This is a genomic window from Sinomonas sp. R1AF57 (assembly GCF_002224485.1).
Taxonomy (GTDB): Bacteria; Actinomycetota; Actinomycetes; order Actinomycetales; family Micrococcaceae; genus Sinomonas; species Sinomonas flava.
Genome location: NZ_CP022463.1, coordinates 1125939 through 1142792, shown reverse-complemented (window position 1 = coordinate 1142792; position 16854 = coordinate 1125939). Strand labels below are relative to the sequence as shown.

The window sequence follows — 16854 nt, the reverse complement described above, 5'->3', positions numbered from 1 at the left end:
TCTCCTTAGAGGGCCGGGGCCTGGGCGAGCAGCGGGCCGCCCCACTGCGCCTCGAGCAGGGATTCGAGCGCCGCGCCGACACGGTACAGGCGCGCGTCCTCGCGGGCGGGGGCGAGGAGCTGGATGCCCACGGGCAGGCCGTCCTCCTCCGCGAGACCGCCCGGCAGCGACAGGCCGGGGACGCCGGCGAGGTTGGCCGGGATCGTCGCGACGTCGTTGAGGTACATGGCCAGCGGGTCGTCGAGCTTCTCGCCGAGCGGGAACGCCGTGGTGGGCGCCGTCGGGGAGATGAGGACGTCCGCCTGGGCGAAGGCGTTGTCGAAGTCGCGCTGGATGAGCGTGCGGACCTTCTGCGCCGAGCCGTAGTAGGCGTCGTAGTAGCCGGCCGAGAGGGCGTAGGTGCCGAGGATGATGCGGCGCTTGGCCTCGTCGCCGAACCCGGCGGCGCGGGTCGCGCCCATGACGCGCTCGATCGTCATGGGGCCGTCCTGGGGCAGGACCCGCAGCCCGTACCGGACGCCATCGAACTTGGCGAGGTTGGAGGAGACCTCGCTCGGCATGATCAGGTAGTACGCGCCGAGGGCGTACTTGAAGTTCGGGCAGGAGACCTCGACGACCTGCGCGCCGGCGCCCTTGAGCAGCTCGAGCGCCTCGTGGAAGCGGGTCTCGACCCCGGCCTGGAAGCCCTCACCGCTGAGCTCCTTGACGACGCCGATGCGCACGCCCTCGACACTGCCGGCCTTCGCGGCCGCCACCAGGGTGTCGAACGGGTCGGTGAGGGAGGTCGAGTCGAACGGGTCGTGGCCGCCGACGAGCTCCTGGAGAAGCGCCGAGTCCAGGACGGTGCGCGAGACGGGGCCGATCTGGTCCAGGCTCGATGCCATGGCGATCGCGCCGTACCGGGACACTGCGCCATAGGTGGGCTTGACGCCGACAGTGCCGGTCACGGCCCCGGGCTGGCGGATCGAGCCGCCCGTGTCGGTGCCGAGGGCCAGCGGGGCCTCGAAGGCGGCGACGGCCGCGGCGGAGCCGCCTCCGGAGCCGCCGGGGATGCGGTCCAGGTCCCACGGGTTGCGGGTCGGCCCGAACGCCGAGTGCTCGGTGGAGGAGCCCATGGCGAACTCGTCGAGGTTGGTCTTGCCGAGGATCGGCAGCTTCGCAGCCCGGATCTTCCTGATCACGGTCGCGTCGTAGGGGCTCATCCAGCCCTCGAGGATGCGGGAGCCCGCCGTCGTGGGCTGGCCCACTGTGACGATGAGGTCCTTGATGGCGATCGGCACACCCGCGAGCGGGTGGAGGGCGGCGGCGTCGTCCCCGCCGGCGGCGCGGGCCGAGTCGACCTCGCGGGCGACGGCGAGCGCCTCCTCCGTGTTGACGTGCAGGAACGCGTGGACGCCGCGCTCCCCGCCGTCGACCTCGGCGATGCGGTCGAGGTGCGCCTGCGTGACCTCCTCGGAGGAGACCTCCTTGGCGGCGAGCCTCTCGGCGAGGGCCGAGGCGCTGGACGTGATGAGGTCGCTGAGGTTCTTCTCGCTCATGGGTTACTCCTCGTCCAGGATGGCCGGGACCTTGAAGCGGTCCTCGTCCGAGTCGGGGGCGCCTGAGAGCGCCTCGGCGGGGGTCAGGACGTGGCCGACGACGTCCTCGCGGAAGACGTTGCTCAGCGGGATCGGGTGGCTCGTGGCCGGGACGTCGGGCCCGGCGGCCTCGCTCACGCTCTTGACGGCGTCGACGATGTGGGCGAGCTCGCCCGCCATCTTGTCGAGTTCCGCCTCGCTCATCTCGATCCGCGCGAGCTGCGCGAGGTGCGCAACGTCGTCGCGAGTGATCTCAGCCATGGATCTCCCTGGGTGGGTGGTGACAAAGGTTCGCGGTCCAGTCTAGTCGCGGGCGGGTGCGGACGACGGCGACGGCTCCCGCGCAGAGCCTCCCCACGCCCGAAGGTCACCTCCTGTTGGCCAATGTGCGGACAAAGACCAACAGGAGGTGACCTTCAGGACGTGACCCCCAGACGGAGGGTGCGGGCTAGCCGATCGCGATCGCCCCCACGAGGACTCCGACCGCGAGCATGACGAGCGAGATGACCGCCGTCCGCCACAGGACCAGCTTGTGGTGGTCGCCGAGCTCGACCTTCGCGAGCGAGACGAGCAGCAGGATCGCCGGGACGAGCGGGCTCTGCAGGTGGAACGGCTGGCCGGTGATGGAGGCGCGGGCCATGTCCGCCGCACCGATCCCGTAGTGCGCGGCCGTCTCGGACAGGACGGGCAGGACCCCGAAGTAGAACGCGTCGTTGCTCATGAAGAACGTCATCGGGATGGACAGGATGCCCGTGATGACCGCCATGAACGGGCCTGCGTCCGCCGGGATGACCGAGACGAGCCAGTTGGACATCTCCGTCACGATGGTCGTCTCGCCGATCTTGCCGGTCAGCACGCCGGTGAGCACGGAGGCGGCCATCACCATGGACACGACCGCGACGACGCTCGGCGCGTGGGCGATGAGCTGCGCCGCCTGGTCCTTCACCCGCGGGAAGTTGACCACGAGCGCGACGGCCGCACCGACCATGAACACGTACGCCAGCGGCAGGACGTCCGCCACGAGCAGGACCATGATGCCCACGGTGAGGGCCAGGTTGAACCAGAACAGCTTGGGGCGCAGCGTCCTGCGGTGCGGGTCAAGCGCGGTGTCGGCCATGGCCGAGTCCATCTGGTCGACCAGCTCCGGCGCGTCGAGCAGCGCAACCCCGCCACCCGGCGTCGTGCGCGAGCCCTTCGGCGAGCCGAGGCCGCCGCTGTGCGAGGCGCCGCCTGCAGCGCCAGCAGAGCCTGCAGCGCCCGCCTCCGGGCCCCACAGCTCGGGGCGCTCGACGGCGAGCCGCTTGCGCTCGCGCAGGCCGAGCCGCCACGCGAACAGCATGACGATCGCGAGGCCGGCGATGAGCGAGGGGACCATCGGGACGAAGACGTCGTTGACGTCGATCTTCAGCGCGGTCGCGGCGCGGGCGGTCGGGCCGCCCCACGGCAGGATGTTCATGGTGCCGTTCGCGAGGCCCGCGACGCAGGTCAGCACCACCGGGCTCAGCCCCAGGCGCAGGTACACCGGCAGCATCGCCGCGGTGGTGAGGATGAACGTGGTCGAGCCGTCGCCGTCGAGCGACACCGCCGCGGCCAGGATGGCCGTGCCGAGCACCACCTTCGCCGGGTCGTTGCCCAGCTTGCGGAGGATGAACTTCACGAGCGGGTCGAACAGGCCCACGTCGATCATGAGGCCGAAGTACACGATCGCGAACATGAGCAGGGCGGCCGTGGGGGCCATGGACTTCAGGGACGTCATGACCATCGGGCCGATCCCGAGCCCCGCGCCCGCGAACAGGCCGAAGATGGTCGGGACGATGATCAGCGCAAGCACCGGGGTGAGCTTCTTCGTCATGATGAGCGCCATGAACACGGCGATCATCGCGAAGCCGAGCACTACCAGCATCGGTGGCTCCTCTCTTGTGAACCGCATCACCGCGGTGTGATGCGCGCTACGAAAGTAGCTGGGCGGCAGGACGCGCTCCGGGTTTGCCGGCATTGGCTGATGTTCTGCTCATTCGACGGGTTCTGCGCATTCTGCTCACGGGGTGAGGCCGGGCCTACGATGGGCAGATGCGCTTCTCGACCCGCACCCTCCTGCTGCAGGTCGGGGCGGTCGCGCTCGCCGTCGTGCTTGCGGCGGGGGCCCACCTCTGGCTCGCCTACGAGCGCCTCTGGACCGAGGCAGAGCAGAACGCCCTCACCCTCGGCCGCGCCGTGGCCTCCGACCCGGTGCTGCGGCGCACGACGGCGCAGATCGCCGCCGGCGCCGGCACTCCCCCGCCCGCCGAACTCGCTTCGGGGCCGGTGATGGCAGCGGCGGAGTCGGCACGGGCCAGCACGGGGGCGCTGTTCGTCGTCGTGACCGACGAGGAGGGGCTGCGGCTGGCCCACCCCGACCCGGCGCGGCTCGGCGAGCGGGTGAGCACGCCCCCGGATGTGGCGCTGTCCGGGCGCGAGGAGACCACCAGGAACACCGGGACCCTCGGCCCGTCGGTGGGCGCGAAGGTCCCCGTCTACGCGCCGGCCGGCGCTCCCCAGGGCGAGGGCTCGGTGGTGGGCGAGGTGAGCGTCGGCTACGCGCGCTCGGGCGTGGCCGAAGGGCTCGGCGCCGATGCCATCGCCGTCGGGACCACCGCGGTGCTGGCCCTCGCGGCCGGCGTCGTCGCCTCGCTCGCGCTGCGGCGCCGGCTCGCGCGGCTCACGCTCGGGCTCGAGCCCGAGGACATCGGCACCCTCGTCCAGGACCAGGAGGCCGTGCTGCGCGGGATCGACGAGGGCGTCGTCGGTGTCGGGCGGGACGGCCGGGTCACCGTCGCGAACGACGCCGCGCGGCGCTTCCTCGGCGTCGACCTCACCGGAGAGCGGTGGGACTCGGCGTCGGTGCCGGCCGAGCTGCGCGAACTGACGGCCGGCGACGTTCCCGCGGAGGCCGACGGCGGGACAGGGCGGCAGCTCGTCGTGGGCGAGCGGGTGCTCGTGGCCAGTGCGCGGCGCGTCGTGCATGCGCGGGAGGAACTCGGGTGGGTCGTCATGCTCCGCGACCGCACGGAGCTGCGCGGTCTCACCCGCCAGCTCGACGCGGTCGGCGCGCTCAGCGAGGCCCTGCGCGCCCAGCGGCACGAGTTCTCCAACCAGGTCCACACGGTGGCCGGTCTGCTGGACCTCGGCGAGGTGGCGGAGGCCCGCTCAGTGCTGGGGCGGCTGGGTGCGACCGGCCCGCTGAGCTTCCCGCTCGAGCAGGCCGAGCTGCTCGGCGACCCGAGCCTGCAGGCCTTCCTCGGGGCGAAGGGCATCGAGGCCTCGGAGCGCGGCGTCGTCCTGCGGCTCGGCGCCGAGACGCTCGTCCGGAACCCGGTGGCGGCCGCGCAGGACGTGACCACGGTGCTCGGCAACCTCGTCGACAACGCGGTGAGCGCCGCCGTCGCCGGCTCTCCGGATCCCGGCGGCGAGCGCTGGGTGGAGGTCGAACTGCTCGACGACGGCCCCACGCTTCACGTCGTCGTCGCCGACTCGGGTGACGGCCTCCGCGGGATCGAGCCGGAGCAGCTGTTCGAGCGGGGGTTCACGACAGCTCTGCCCGCGGCCGAACAGCCCGGCGGCCACGGCCTGGGCCTGCACCTGTCGCGTCAGCTGGCGCGCCGGCACGGCGGAGACGTGTGGGTGATCTCCCCCGGGCGCCCCGGCGGGCCGGGGGCCGTCTTCGGTGCTCGCGTCGTGGGGCTGACGGACGAGGAGAAGGCGGACCGGGACTCGAGGCTCGGGAGGGCCGGTCCCAGGGGGAGGACGGGGAATGGCTGATCTGAGGGTGCTCATCGTCGACGACGACTTCCACGTCGCCCGGCTCCATGCCACGTGGGTCGACGCGGTTCCGGGCTTCACGGCGCTGGCCCCGGTCGGGACGGCGGCGCTCGCGCTCCAGGCCGCCCACTCGCTGCGGCCCGACCTCGTGCTACTCGACACCTACCTTCCGGACACGACCGGGCTCGAGCTCCTGCGCACGATCGACACGGACGCGATCATGCTCACGGCCGCCGCCGATCCGGAGTCCGTGCGGACGGCCCTGCGCCGCGGGGCGCTCGGGTACCTCATCAAGCCGTTCAGCGCCGACGACCTCGCCGCAGCCCTGCGCGGCTACGCCCGGTACCGGCGGGTGCTGGCGGGGACCGGCTCGCTCGACCAGGCTGGGGTCGACCGGGCCCGGCGCGCGCTGCTCGGGGGCGGGGACGCGCCGTCGTCGGCGGGTCCGAGCCGGTCCCGATCAGCGACCGAGACCGCCGTGCTCGAGGCTCTCGCGCAGGGTCCGGGCTCCGCCCGGGCACTGCTGTCCGCGGCCGAGGTCGCCGCCGTCGTCGGCGTCTCGCGGGCCACGGCGCAGCGGTACCTCGCGGCGCTCGCCGAGGACGGCGCGGTGGAGATCCAGCTCCGCTACGGCTCGACGGGGCGCCCCGAGCACCGCTACGGCCTCCCCGGCTGACCCGAGATCACCCCGTGTGGCGCCGAGATCACCCCTTGTGCCGCCGAGGTCACCCCGTGACCTGAGTTCAGAGCGGTTTGACGTACACGGGCAGCCAGATGTCGGTGCCCGGAATAGGCCAGTCGCGCTCGGGCGCGCGTTCGTAGCCCAGCCGCGGGTAGAGGGCGTTCGGCCCCTCCCAGCCCACCCCTGTAGTAAGCACGACGGCGGTCGCGCCGGCGCGCCGGGCCCTCGCCTCGACCTCGCGCACCAACGCGCTCCCCGCCCCGCTGCGCTGGACTGCGGGGTCGACGACGAGGAGCCGGAATTCGAACTCGCCCTTCGTGGCGACCTGCTCGAAGCCGTCTCCGAACGCCATGACCGTGACGGAGGCGACGACCCTCCCGCCGCTTTCGGCCACGAGAACGGTGCCGCGCGCAGCCCGGTATGCGACGTCTGCCACCTGCCTCATGTACGGGTGCTCCGGGTCCTCGAAATACCCTGCCGCGAGGTACGCGTCGGCGGCAATGCGGGCGATCTCGGGATAGTCCTCCGGAGTCGCCTCGCGAATGGCCAGGGACGCGGCGATCTCGCGTTTCGACGGGTCAGCCACTCCGGTCACTCGATCGGGAAGCGCCCGGAGAACTCGATGCTGCCCGCGCACGTCCAGGCGGCAAGGCGTTCGGCATCGGAGGGACCGCCGTCGAGGGGACTGGTGAGGGCAGGCCGGCGCACCCAGCAGCCGGCCTCCTCGGCGATGAGGGCGCCCGCGGCGAAGTCATGCTCGTTGAGGCCACGCTCGCCGTAGGCGTCATGCGTGCCATCGGCCACGAGGCAGAGGTCCAGCGCTGCAGATCCGAGACGGCGCATGTCCCCGAAGCCGTCCATGAGGCCCGGCAGGAAGGCCGCCTGTTCTGCGCGGACACCCGGGTCGTAGCTGAACCCGGTCGCGAGGAGCGCGGACCCGGCGCTGGCGCGGCCCGGTGCGGGGCCTTCCAGCTGGCGCGGGTCGTCACGCCCGTCGGAGCGGAACGCTCCCCCGCCCCGAACGGCCCAGTACTCCCGGTCTAGCGCCGGCGCGCTCACGACGCCGGCGAGCCAGTGGCCCTCGGCATCGGCGACCGCGACGCTCGTGGCGTAGTAGACGATGTCCCGGATGAAGTTCGTGGTCCCGTCGAGCGGGTCGATCGACCAGCGGAAGCCGCTCGGATCCTCGACGGTTGTGGTCCCGTCTTCCTCGCCCGTGATGACGTCGCGGGGCCGTTCCGACGCGAGGACGTCCCTCACGGCCTTCTCCGCTGCCAGGTCGAAAGCGGTGACCCAGTCGCTGCCGGAGCTCTTCGTCTCCTGCTCGGCGTCACCCACGGGAAGGGTCCCCGCCGCGCGGCCGGACAGGACCGCCGCCCCGGCGGCAGCCGCGCGCCGGGCCGTCGCGAGCAGGCCCGCCAGCAGGTCCAGTGAGTACTGGGCGCTCACGGCGCTGCCTCCTCGTCCGTCTCCGCGTCCTCCTCGGCCTCGCCGATCCGGGCGGCGAGCTCCTCGCCCGTGGAGGCGCCGTCGTCGACCGCGGGATGCCCCGCGACCGGTGCCGCTTCGCCCTCATCCACCGCAGCCTCCGCATTTCCCGGGCCTTCGGCGAGGAGCTTGACGAAGCCCGCCTCGTCCAGAATGGGCAGACCGAGCTGTTCGGCCTTGTCGAGCTTGGATCCTGCGCTCTCGCCGGCCACCACATAGTCGGTCTTCTTGGACACGCTGCCGGAGGCCTTGCCGCCGCGGATGATGATGGCCTCCTTGGCCTCGTCGCGGCTGAAGCCCTCCAGGCTTCCAGTCACGACGACGGTGAGCCCCTCGAGCGTGCGGGCCGCAGACGCGTGCTGCTCGTCGGCCATCGCCACGCCCGCGGCCTTCCAGCGGTCGACGATCTCGCGGTGCCAGTCCTCGGCGAACCATTCGATGAGAGCGTCCGCGATGATCGGCCCGACCCCGTCGACCTCAGAGAGCTGCTCGCGGGCGTCCGGGGCCGCGAGCACCGCACGCAGGGCATCCATGGACCCATAGCGGGTTGCGAGTGCGCGCGACGCCGTCGGCCCCAGGTGCCGGATGGACAGCGCCACGAGCACGCGCCACAGCGGCTGGGACTTGGCCTTCTCGAGCTCGCGGAAGAGCTTCTCGGTGTTGGCCGTGGGCTTCGACGGCGTCTTGGCCGTGGGCTTGGTGTAGAAGTACGGCACGAGCTCCCATTCCCCCGTGCCCGCCCCCTTGGCGCGCTTCTCGCGGCGGATCATGACGTCGCGAAGGTCCTCCGGAGCGAGGTCGAAGATGCCCGCCTCGTTCTCAAGCGGAGGAGTCTCGGGAGCGGCGGGCTGGGTCAGAGCGATCGCTGCCTCCCAGCCGAGCGCCTCGATGTCGAAGGCCCCGCGGCCTGCCAAGTGGAACACGCGCTCGCGCAGCTGGGCGGGGCAGGAGCGCGCGTTGGGACAGCGGACGTCCACTTCGCCTTCCTTGGACGGCGCCAAGGGCGTGCCGCAGAAGGGGCACTCGGAGGGCATCACGAAATCCCGGACCGGCGGATCCTGCTGCTCGCGGAGGGCGAGGACCGGCCCTACGATCTCCGGGATCACGTCGCCGGCCTTGCGCAGCACGACGACGTCGCCGATCTTGACGCCCTTGGCCTTCACGACGTCCTGATTGTGGAGGGTGGCCATCTCGACGGTCGAACCGGCGACCTTCACGGGGACCATGACGCCGTAGGGGGTGACCCTGCCTGTGCGACCCACGTTCACGCGGATGTCGAGGAGCTTGGTGTGCACCTCCTCCGGCGGGTACTTGAAGGCGACCGCCCAGCGCGGGACGCGCGAGGTGTGGCCGAGCGCGCGCTGTGTCGCGAAGTCGTCCGCCTTGACCACGATCCCGTCGATCTCGTGGATGAGGCTGTGGCGCTTGTCGCCGTAGCGCTCGATGAAGGCCAGAACCTCCTCGTAGGTGTCGAGGACCTGGTAGTAGGGGCTCGTGGGCAGGCCCCACGCCTTGAGGAGCTCGTAGGTCTCGGCCTGGCTCGACGACGCGAGGCCCTCCCGGGCACCGATTCCGTGGACGAACATGCTCAGGGGCCGCTTGGCGGTCTCGGCCGGATCCTTCTGACGCAGCGAACCCGCGGCGGCGTTGCGGGGGTTGGCGAGCGGCGCCTTGCCCTCGGCGATGAGCGCCTCGTTGAACTCGTTGAACGCCTTGGTGGGAATGTAGACCTCGCCGCGGATCTCCACCTCGTCGGGGTGGCTGTTCCCGGCCAGACGCTGGGGAATGTCCTTGATGGTGAGGACGTTGTGGGTGACGTCCTCACCGGTGCGCCCGTCGCCGCGGGTCGCCGCGCGGACGAGCTCGCCCTTGCGGTAGAGGAGGTTGACGGCCAACCCGTCGATCTTCAGCTCGGTGAGCCATTTCGCGGGCGGAAGTCCGACGGCGGCAACGCTCGCCTCTGCGCGGCGGATCCACGCTTCGAGCTCGTCAATCGAGAAGACGTCCTCGAGGCTGTACATGCGCGCGAGGTGTTCGACGGGCGCGAACGCAGCCGTCGCTTCGCCTCCCACCTCCTGGGTTGGCGAGTCGTTCGAGACGAGTTCGGGGTGCAGGGCCTCGAACTCCTCCAGGCGCCGGTACAGGACGTCGTACTCGGCGTCGGAGATGAGCGGCGCATCCTCGTTGTAGTACGCGGCGCGGTGCCTGCGCACCTCGTCCGAAAGGGCTTCGTACTCCTCCCTCAGGGACTCGGGCGGGACTACGGCCTCGTCGGAGACGGCTTGGCTCACGGATTCAGCGCTCACGGTGACTATCTTGCCCTAACCCTCCGACACTGTTCGCCGACGGGGATAGGCGAGTGGCGCTTCCGTTGCCCTGAGGACCCGGGACGCGGGAGGCGGCGCGGTCGCTTCGACGGGGCCGCCGCAGGCCTTCCATTCTTCGAAGATATCTTCTAATCTTTGTGCATGGGGGAAGAAGAAAGGTTCGAGCAGAAGCTTCAGGGGTGGGAGGCTGCCGCCATGGTGTCCGAGCCCATCGGGGAAGCTCTGGAACCGCCGGGGTGGCTGGAGGCCGAGTGGGCGCTTCGGGACGTTTCGTACGGCTACGGCTCGGGCGCTGGCGCAGGACCTGCTCACGGCGCGGGAGCCGAACTGGCTCCTCGCGTCCTCGCGTCCTCGCTCCAGGAGGCAGCCGCCGACGACCTCGTGGATCATCTCCTGCACCTCGAAAGACTCGAATCGGCGCGGATCGCCGAACGGGCGGCAACGATCACGGCGCTCGTTCGAGCATGCGGGCCTGAGATTGACCCGGATTGGAGGGCCGATGCGGCATCGGTCGCGGCGTCCGAGGTCTCGGCAGCCCTGAAGGTCTCCGCGAGGACGGCCAAGGGAATGGTGGCTGAGGCACAGGCGCTTACCGAGCCTGCTGCCAATGCAGTCCTTGAAGCTCTCGCCGATGGTCGCCTCTCACAGCGACGGGCAACGGCGGTCATGGATGCCGCTGTTCCGGTGCCGGCGGAGAAGCTGAGTGGATTCTTCGGGGCCGCCGTCGCGGCAGCCTGCCCCGAAGACCCCGACCGCGTGCCGAACCCGAGCGCCCTGCGGAGGAAGCTCAATCGTCTGGCAGAAGAATACGCAGTCGAGCCCCTGTCGGCGCGCCGGGCCAAGGCCATCACGGAGCGGAGAGTGGACCTGGAGGCGGCCGCTGACGGCATGTGCCGGCTCACTGCCTATCTGCCTCTCGAGGTGGGAAGCGCCATCGACACGTACCTGGAAGCGGTTGCACGCTCGCTCCAGTCGCCCGATGAGCACCGTACGCTCGCACAGCTGCGCGCGGACGCCTTGGCAGACCTCGCCCTCGATTGTGGGGCGCCGGCGTCGGACCGGGAGACCGTGCGTGGTCGCGCGGCGTCCGGCATCTGGTGTGAAGTGGTGGTGACGATCCCGGCGGCAACGCTCGCGGGCAGTGCGGACAGGCCGGCTGAGATCGTCGGCTATGGCCCCCTCGACGCCGAGACGGCCCGGGCCCTCGCTGGAGAGGCAGCAACCTGGACGAAGCTCTGGGTGGACCCCTCGAATGGGACACCGCTCGCGATCGGCCGGGCCCGGTACGCGCCGACCGCGGCGATGCGACGGTTCCTTGGCGCGCGCGACCGCACGTGCCGCTTTCCCGGGTGTGACCAACCTGCAGCGGCCACCGAGGCAGACCACACGCACGAGTGGGCCGACGGCGGGGCGACCGAGACCGACAATCTCGCCCTCCTGTGCCGGGAGCACCACCGGCTCAAGTCCTTCGGCCACTAGACAGTGGCGCAGATCGGCGCCCGGCAGGACGATGCGGTCGCCCGGGGACGAGCGGCGATGGACGCCCCTGCGGATCCGCAACCACCGGGCACGCTCGAATGGACGTCACCCTCGGGCCGGACCTACGTGACCTATCCGCACAACGACGCACCTCCGCCATGCTGATGTCAGACGGTCAGGTCCTCGTACGCCGTCTGGACCTTGAGCGCCCGTCCGCGGGCCACGTAGTAGCCGCGGCCGGGGACGTACTTGGGGTTGCGGATCCTGCCGAGCGACGTGCTGAGCAGCGAGTCCCCGTCCATCTCGGTCGGGTTGAGCAGGAGCCCGCGCCGACCGTTCTTGAACGGCTGGGACAGGCTCCACGCGGAGCTCCAGCCCGAGGTCTCGGACTCCCCGACCACCCACAGGCCTTCCCGGTCCATCGAGGTGATCAGCGACGAGAGCCCGGCCTCGGCAAGCGTCGAGTCGAACTCTGGCAGCCCTTCGACGAACAGGGCGAACTCGCGCACGCCGACGTCCAACTGGAGCCCGTCCGCCGCGGCAGCGATCGCGTCCTCCCCGACATAGCTCGCGTCCCACAGCGGCAGCCCCGCGATGGGGGACTTCCGGGACCCGACGTACACGCGCCGCACCTCGGGTCGCGCGCGCCGCAGCGCCGCCGCGAGGGCCACCAGCGCAGTCGTGCGTCCAGACCCCGGGGGCCCGCTGAGCATGAAGGCCCCGGACGGGTCGATGAAGAGCGGTTCGAGGGTCGAGTCCTCGAGGCCGAGCGCAACGCGGCCGCTGTCGAGCGGGAGGTCGGCGCCCATGACGACGTCGGGCAGGTTCCGGATGCCCGGCGCCTCCGCGACGCCCTGACGCCGCATCGCCGCGGCAAGCCTGACCACCTCGCGCGCCTGGACAGCGACGTTGGCGTTCCCTCCCAACACGGCGAGCTGGACTTCGAGGCCGTCGACGACGCCGCGGCCCGGAGGAGACTGGGGCGTCACGACATCCTTCGGCTGGCCGAACATCATGTAGTCGTCTTCGCCGGTCATGCGCAGGACGATGCGCTTCTGGACGCTCGCCGCGATCGAGGCCGGGATGGAGTTGGTGCGGTCGCCCGTCATGACGAGGTGGACGCCGACTGCACGGCCATCCGACGCCAGCTGCGTGAGCAGGTCGAACACGTCGTTGTCCGCAGAGTACTCGTAGAGCTCGCGGAACGCGCCCATGCCGTCGATCAGGACGATGATGCGTGCCTCGTCAGGGCGGTCCGCGAGCCGGCGGTACTCGCCGATCGTGCCCGCGCGGGCGGCGGCGTAGCGGTCCGAGCGCTCGTCGACCAGAGCGGCAAGGTGCCGCATGAGCCGCCCCACGCGCTCGGCGTCGTCCGCGTCGATCACCGCGCCGACGTGCGGCAGGTCGGCGAGCATGTGCAGGCCACGCGACCCGGCGTCGATCCCGTACACGTGGACGGGGCCGCCGCGCACCGTGACGGCAGAGGCGACCGCGATGGTCCGCAGGGCGGCCGACTTGCCGGCGCCGCCCGTGCCGTAGAGGGCCATGTTGCCGTCCCGGTCCGGCTCGTAGGAGAACGTCGGCTGGCTCTGGTGTGCCGGGTCGTCCACGACGCCCAGCAGGAGCCGCTCGTCGGTGCGGGGGTTGGGGAGCTTCGCGAAGTCGTACGTCTGCGGCAGCTCGGCCAGCCACGGCTTGCGGGGAACGTCGATCGCGAGGCGGTCCGCCGCCGTCGACACGGTGCGGACCATGCGGGCGATGTCGTTGGGACCCTCAGTCTCCGGGCCGCGGTCCGAGGGGTCGACCGGGGACTCCCAGGAGGCTCCCGTGCCGAAGTCCATCTCGGCGATGTCGATCCGTGGCTTCGCCGGCCGGTCTGTGGTCCACCCGGAGGCGTAGCCAGTCTGGAACCCCTGGACCCGGCCCGGCCCGGTCTTGGCCGCGCCGCGCCCCGGAATGGACGGGTCGAAGTAGGCAGCGGTCCTCTCGCCGAGGATGTCCTCGGAATCGGCCTCGTCCGCCATGCGCAGTGCGATGCGCAGGTTCGTGTTGGCCCTCAGGTTGTCCTTGATGACGCCGGCGGGCCGCTGCGTGGCGAGGATGAGGTGCAGGCCGAGGGACCGCCCGCGCGCCGCGACGTCCACGACGCCGTCCACGAATTCGGGCACCTCGGTGGCGAGCGCGGCGAACTCGTCGACGACGATCACGAGGTACGGAGGCGTGTCGGGGTCTCCCGCCCGCTCCATGGCGAGGAGGTCCTTCGCCTTCTTCCGGTTGAGCAGGTGCTCCCGGTAGTGCAGCTCGGCGCGCAGGGAGGTCAGCGCCCGGCGGACCAGGTGCGGGGACAGGTCGGTGACGAGGCCCACGGTGTGCGGGAGGTGGACGCAGTCCGCGAACGCGGCGCCGCCCTTGTAGTCGACGAACAGGAAGGTGACCCGGTCTGGGCTGTAGGCGCTCGCCATGCCGAGGACCCACGACTGGAGGAACTCGGACTTGCCCGCGCCGGTCGTGCCGCCCACCAGCGCGTGCGGGCCGTCGTTCTTGAGGTCGAGGAAGAACGGCTCGACCCCTTTGGAGCCCACGAGCGCGCGGAGGCTCCCCTTCGCCTTCGGGTTCGGCACGGCGGTCCCGCGCACCGAGTTGGACTGCCTCCAGCGCTCGGCGACCGTGCCGGCGTCGTCCGCGATGTCCTTCCCGGCGAGGGTGACGTAGGAGACGGACCGCGGGAGGTCGGAGTCGTCGTCCACGGGCTTGCCGACGTCCACGACCGGCGTCATCATCCGGCCGAGCTGGACGGCGAGCGCCGCGTCCACACTCTCGCAGCTCACGGGGTACGTGTGCCGGCCGAGGCGGACCTGGCCGCTCGTGGCCCCGTGCTCGGCGTCGACCACGATGAAGTCGCGGCAGCACTGCGGAAGCTGCTCGGCACCGGCGGCTACCCACACGACGTGGATGCCGACGTCGGGCCCCAGCTCGGCGATCCGCGTCAGACGTCCCCGGTCCACGGGAGCGTCGTCCTCGACGAGGACGACGACGGTCGGCACGATCGCCTCGGTCGTGCCCTCGTGCTCGTCCTTGACGGCGCCGCGTCGGCCTCCCGCGGCCCGCAGGTCGGCCGACGACGGGTCGGCCCCGGCGCGCACGTTCAGGAGCTCCTCGAGCCGCGTCAGCAGGAGGCTACCCGCGGCCGACCCGGCCGCAAGGTGGTCGCCGGCGAGGGGCGAGTGCGGGGACCCGACGTGCGGGAGCCACTGGAGCCAGGCCCACCGCTCCTTCGACTCGTGCGAGGCGAGCCCGGCGATCGCGACCTCGGCGGGCGAGTGCAGCCCCGCGATCTGGAGCACGACGCCGCGCGCGACGTTCTCGACGAGGCCGCGCGGCCCCGCGATCCCGAGTCCGCCGCCCTGCCGCAGGCTCGCCGTGATGGGCACGGCGTCGACGACCGCGAAGCGCTCGGCGGCCTCGTGCAGCCGCCGGGTGAACTCGGGCAGGGTCTGGCCCTCCTTGGGGACCGAGACCCGGACGCGGCTGGGTGCCGCTCCGAGCCCGAGCCGGACGGAGAGGAACTCGCGGTGCTCGGGGGCGTGGGTCCACAGCAGCGGACCGAGCCGGTAGACCGAGTCAACGGTCTCGGCCACGGACGGCGCCTCCTGCAGGCGCACCGCCCGTTCGACGTCCTGCAGCTCGGTCATCTGCCGGGCGAACTCGGCGAGCCGCTCCTCGAAGATGCGCGTCTCCTCGCGCAGCTCCTTCCTCGTCTGGCGCCGGAACTCGAGCCACATCCCGATGGCGAACAGCGGCATCATCGCCATGAAGACGATCGACAGGACGCTCTGAAGGACCACGAACATGACGACGCCCATGACGATGGGCAGCATGATCATGACGACCGGGAACGGCTGGTCCTTGGGCCGCTGCGGTCCCTCGGGCAGCTCGCGCTCCTGCTGCGGGAAGCGGGGCACGACCCGCGGCGACCGGTTGAACGGAACGAGCGGAGACGTCTGCGACCGGCCGGCACCGTGCCCGAGGCCGACCACCGAGACCGTGGTGTCCCCGAGCGTCACGGCGTCCGACGACGCGAGCACGGCCCGCGAGACGGTGTGCCCGTCCACGACGAGGCCGTTGGACGAGTTGAGGTCCGCGATCTCGATCGTCTCCCCGACCGTGATGCGGGCGTGGCGCTTCGAGGCCAGGGGGTCCGTGAGCGGCACGTCGGCGCCGTCGCCCCGGCCGATGAGGCTGGCCCCGGCCGGGAGCGAGAACTCCTTGCCCGCGTCCGGCCCGCTGAGCACGCGCAGGGTCGCTGCGGCCGGCCCGCGGTCGATCCGCCCGGCCGGGGAGTCCGGGTCGACGCGCGAGATCGACACCGTAGATCCCTGCCGCAGCCCCGACTCGAGCAGGTTCGCGGCCGGGTCGAGGACCCGGCCGGTCATGCCCCCAGCGAGCACCGACTCGTCCACGCGGAGCGTGAGGCCCGAGAGCGCTCCAGGGCTGATGTGTCCCTCCTGACGGCGAGCGGGGTCAGCGAGCCACAGCTCGCGTGCCACGTCGCCGACCGTGGCGAGGCCGTCCACGGTCACGGCGAGATCTGCCGCGGCCTCCGGGTCCCGCCGCAGCGTGAGCCTGATCCGCACCTAGTCCCCCTCTGCCGCGTGCTGTGCGCGCCCCGCCTCGGCCTCGCTGTCCAGCAGCGCCAGATCGGCGGGCGTCACGAGGTGGGAGCTCACGGCGTGCTCGACGAGCCGCGCCCTGCGGTTGGTGGCGAGCTTGCCCCCGCCGGCGCGCAGGCCCACGACGCCGACCCGGTCGAGCTTGTCGCACACGTTGTCCAGCTTGCGGTTGAACTTCGTCAGCGCCCAGCCGAGCCGCTTCGCAGCGGCAGCGGAGGTCGGGATGGAGCTCAGGCCGGTCCCGTCGCGGCGCAGCATCGGCTCGGCGAGCGCCACGATGACGGCCTTCTGCGAGTCGGTGAACGTGATGGGACCGATGGTGGTCTCGCCGATGTCGTCGCCGGGGTCCTCAGCAGGGCGCTGCCGGAAGGCCGGGGTGCGCAGGTGGACCGAGAACTCGTACGTGGTCGACCCCGCCGTGAAGATCACGTTGGTGTGGCCGAACACGAGCGGGATGCGCGCCCCCGGCACGACCCACGCCTGCAGCCCGCCGCTCACGTCGGCGACCGTCGCGGACAGCAGCGACCCCACGTTGGCGAGCCACCAGATCCCGTCCACATGGGAGATCTCGAGGAAGCGGCGGTGGAGGTACGGGTTGTCGTCGACCTCGAGGTCGCCCTCCCGGCCGATGCTGAACACGTCCTCCGTGTCCGGCCGGAACAGTTCGCCGCAGAACTCCACGACGAGGTCGTGCGCGGCAGCCCCCGGGCCGCCGTCGGTCTGCGCTGTGCCGTCGGTCTGTGCAGTGCCGTCGGTGTGTGCAGTGCCGTCGGTGTGTGCAGTGTGGTCCATGTGCCTTTCGCTCCCCAGCTCGGCGTGTGGTTGTCCCGCGT

The 16854-nt window shown here is 71.6% G+C and carries 11 protein-coding genes; 3 read left to right on the top strand and 8 right to left on the bottom strand.

The annotated features are described in order from the left end of the window. Nucleotides 1-5: 5 nt before the first annotated feature. From gatA to CGQ25_RS05150, 3 genes are all read right to left on the bottom strand, one after another. Nucleotides 6-1538 carry an Asp-tRNA(Asn)/Glu-tRNA(Gln) amidotransferase subunit GatA gene (gene gatA / locus CGQ25_RS05160; RefSeq protein WP_208712113.1) on the bottom strand — a complete coding sequence of 511 codons (1533 nt, stop codon included), beginning with the start codon at nucleotides 1536-1538 and terminating at the stop codon, nucleotides 6-8. A 3-nt stretch (nucleotides 1539-1541) separates the two neighbouring features. Then, nucleotides 1542-1838 (bottom strand): Asp-tRNA(Asn)/Glu-tRNA(Gln) amidotransferase subunit GatC, encoded by a 297-nt coding sequence (gatC, locus tag CGQ25_RS05155; protein ID WP_208712112.1) that lies wholly within the window; start codon nucleotides 1836-1838, stop codon nucleotides 1542-1544. Between the two features lie 187 nt (nucleotides 1839-2025). Next, a complete protein-coding gene (locus tag CGQ25_RS05150; RefSeq protein WP_208712111.1) occupies nucleotides 2026-3480 on the bottom strand; it encodes a CitMHS family transporter in 1455 nt (484 codons plus the stop codon). A gap of 167 nt (nucleotides 3481-3647) precedes the next feature. Between CGQ25_RS05150 and CGQ25_RS05145 the strand changes: the two genes are divergently transcribed. Further along, nucleotides 3648-5375 carry an ATP-binding protein gene (locus CGQ25_RS05145; protein ID WP_208712110.1) on the top strand — a complete coding sequence of 576 codons (1728 nt, stop codon included), beginning with the start codon at nucleotides 3648-3650 and terminating at the stop codon, nucleotides 5373-5375. Continuing rightward, nucleotides 5368-6051 carry a response regulator gene (locus tag CGQ25_RS05140; RefSeq protein WP_208712109.1) on the top strand — a complete coding sequence of 228 codons (684 nt, stop codon included), beginning with the start codon at nucleotides 5368-5370 and terminating at the stop codon, nucleotides 6049-6051. The genes CGQ25_RS05145 and CGQ25_RS05140 overlap by 8 nt, the downstream gene beginning before the upstream one ends. A gap of 67 nt (nucleotides 6052-6118) precedes the next feature. On the opposite strand, the gene CGQ25_RS05135 is transcribed toward CGQ25_RS05140, so the two are convergent. From CGQ25_RS05135 to ligA, 3 genes are read right to left on the bottom strand one after another with little or no spacing between them, the layout of a single operon-like run. Beyond that, nucleotides 6119-6643 carry a GNAT family N-acetyltransferase gene (locus CGQ25_RS05135; RefSeq protein ID WP_369802300.1) on the bottom strand — a complete coding sequence of 175 codons (525 nt, stop codon included), beginning with the start codon at nucleotides 6641-6643 and terminating at the stop codon, nucleotides 6119-6121. A 5-nt stretch (nucleotides 6644-6648) separates the two neighbouring features. Beyond that, complete coding sequence (locus tag CGQ25_RS05130) at nucleotides 6649-7506, bottom strand: inositol monophosphatase (protein WP_369802299.1); 858 nt, start codon at nucleotides 7504-7506, stop codon at nucleotides 6649-6651. Continuing rightward, nucleotides 7503-9851, bottom strand: coding sequence for an NAD-dependent DNA ligase LigA (gene ligA / locus CGQ25_RS05125; RefSeq protein ID WP_369802298.1), 2349 nt, complete (start codon nucleotides 9849-9851; stop codon nucleotides 7503-7505). Before ligA ends, CGQ25_RS05130 begins: the two co-directional genes overlap by 4 nt. Nucleotides 9852-10013: 162 nt before the next feature. Between ligA and CGQ25_RS05120 the strand changes: the two genes are divergently transcribed. Further along, entirely contained in the window at nucleotides 10014-11351 is a 1338-nt protein-coding gene (locus tag CGQ25_RS05120) for an HNH endonuclease signature motif containing protein (protein ID WP_208712108.1), read from the top strand. A 167-nt stretch (nucleotides 11352-11518) separates the two neighbouring features. Here CGQ25_RS05120 and CGQ25_RS05115 read toward each other — a convergent pair whose 3' ends face one another. Together CGQ25_RS05115 and CGQ25_RS05110 are read right to left on the bottom strand one after the other, a co-directional pair. After that, nucleotides 11519-15985, bottom strand: coding sequence for an FtsK/SpoIIIE domain-containing protein (locus CGQ25_RS05115; protein ID WP_208712107.1), 4467 nt, complete (start codon nucleotides 15983-15985; stop codon nucleotides 11519-11521). Further along, nucleotides 15986-16813, bottom strand: a complete 828-nt coding sequence (locus tag CGQ25_RS05110; RefSeq protein ID WP_255405585.1) for a hypothetical protein — start codon at nucleotides 16811-16813, stop codon at nucleotides 15986-15988. It lies immediately after the preceding gene. Nucleotides 16814-16854: the final 41 nt, after the last annotated feature.

What these genes read in the sequence shown, in the direction of transcription:
- CGQ25_RS05145 (WP_208712110.1), top strand. Translation starts at nt 3,648, where the DNA reads ATGCGCTTCTCGACCCGCACCCTCCTGCTGCAGGTCGGGGCGGTCGCG.
- gatC (WP_208712112.1), bottom strand. Translation starts at nt 1,838, where the DNA reads ATGGCTGAGATCACTCGCGACGACGTTGCGCACCTCGCGCAGCTCGCG.
- CGQ25_RS05140 (WP_208712109.1), top strand. Translation starts at nt 5,368, where the DNA reads ATGGCTGATCTGAGGGTGCTCATCGTCGACGACGACTTCCACGTCGCC.
- gatA (WP_208712113.1), bottom strand. Translation starts at nt 1,538, where the DNA reads ATGAGCGAGAAGAACCTCAGCGACCTCATCACGTCCAGCGCCTCGGCC.
- CGQ25_RS05150 (WP_208712111.1), bottom strand. Translation starts at nt 3,480, where the DNA reads ATGCTGGTAGTGCTCGGCTTCGCGATGATCGCCGTGTTCATGGCGCTC.
- CGQ25_RS05110 (WP_255405585.1), bottom strand. Translation starts at nt 16,813, where the DNA reads ATGGACCACACTGCACACACCGACGGCACTGCACACACCGACGGCACT.
- CGQ25_RS05120 (WP_208712108.1), top strand. Translation starts at nt 10,014, where the DNA reads ATGGGGGAAGAAGAAAGGTTCGAGCAGAAGCTTCAGGGGTGGGAGGCT.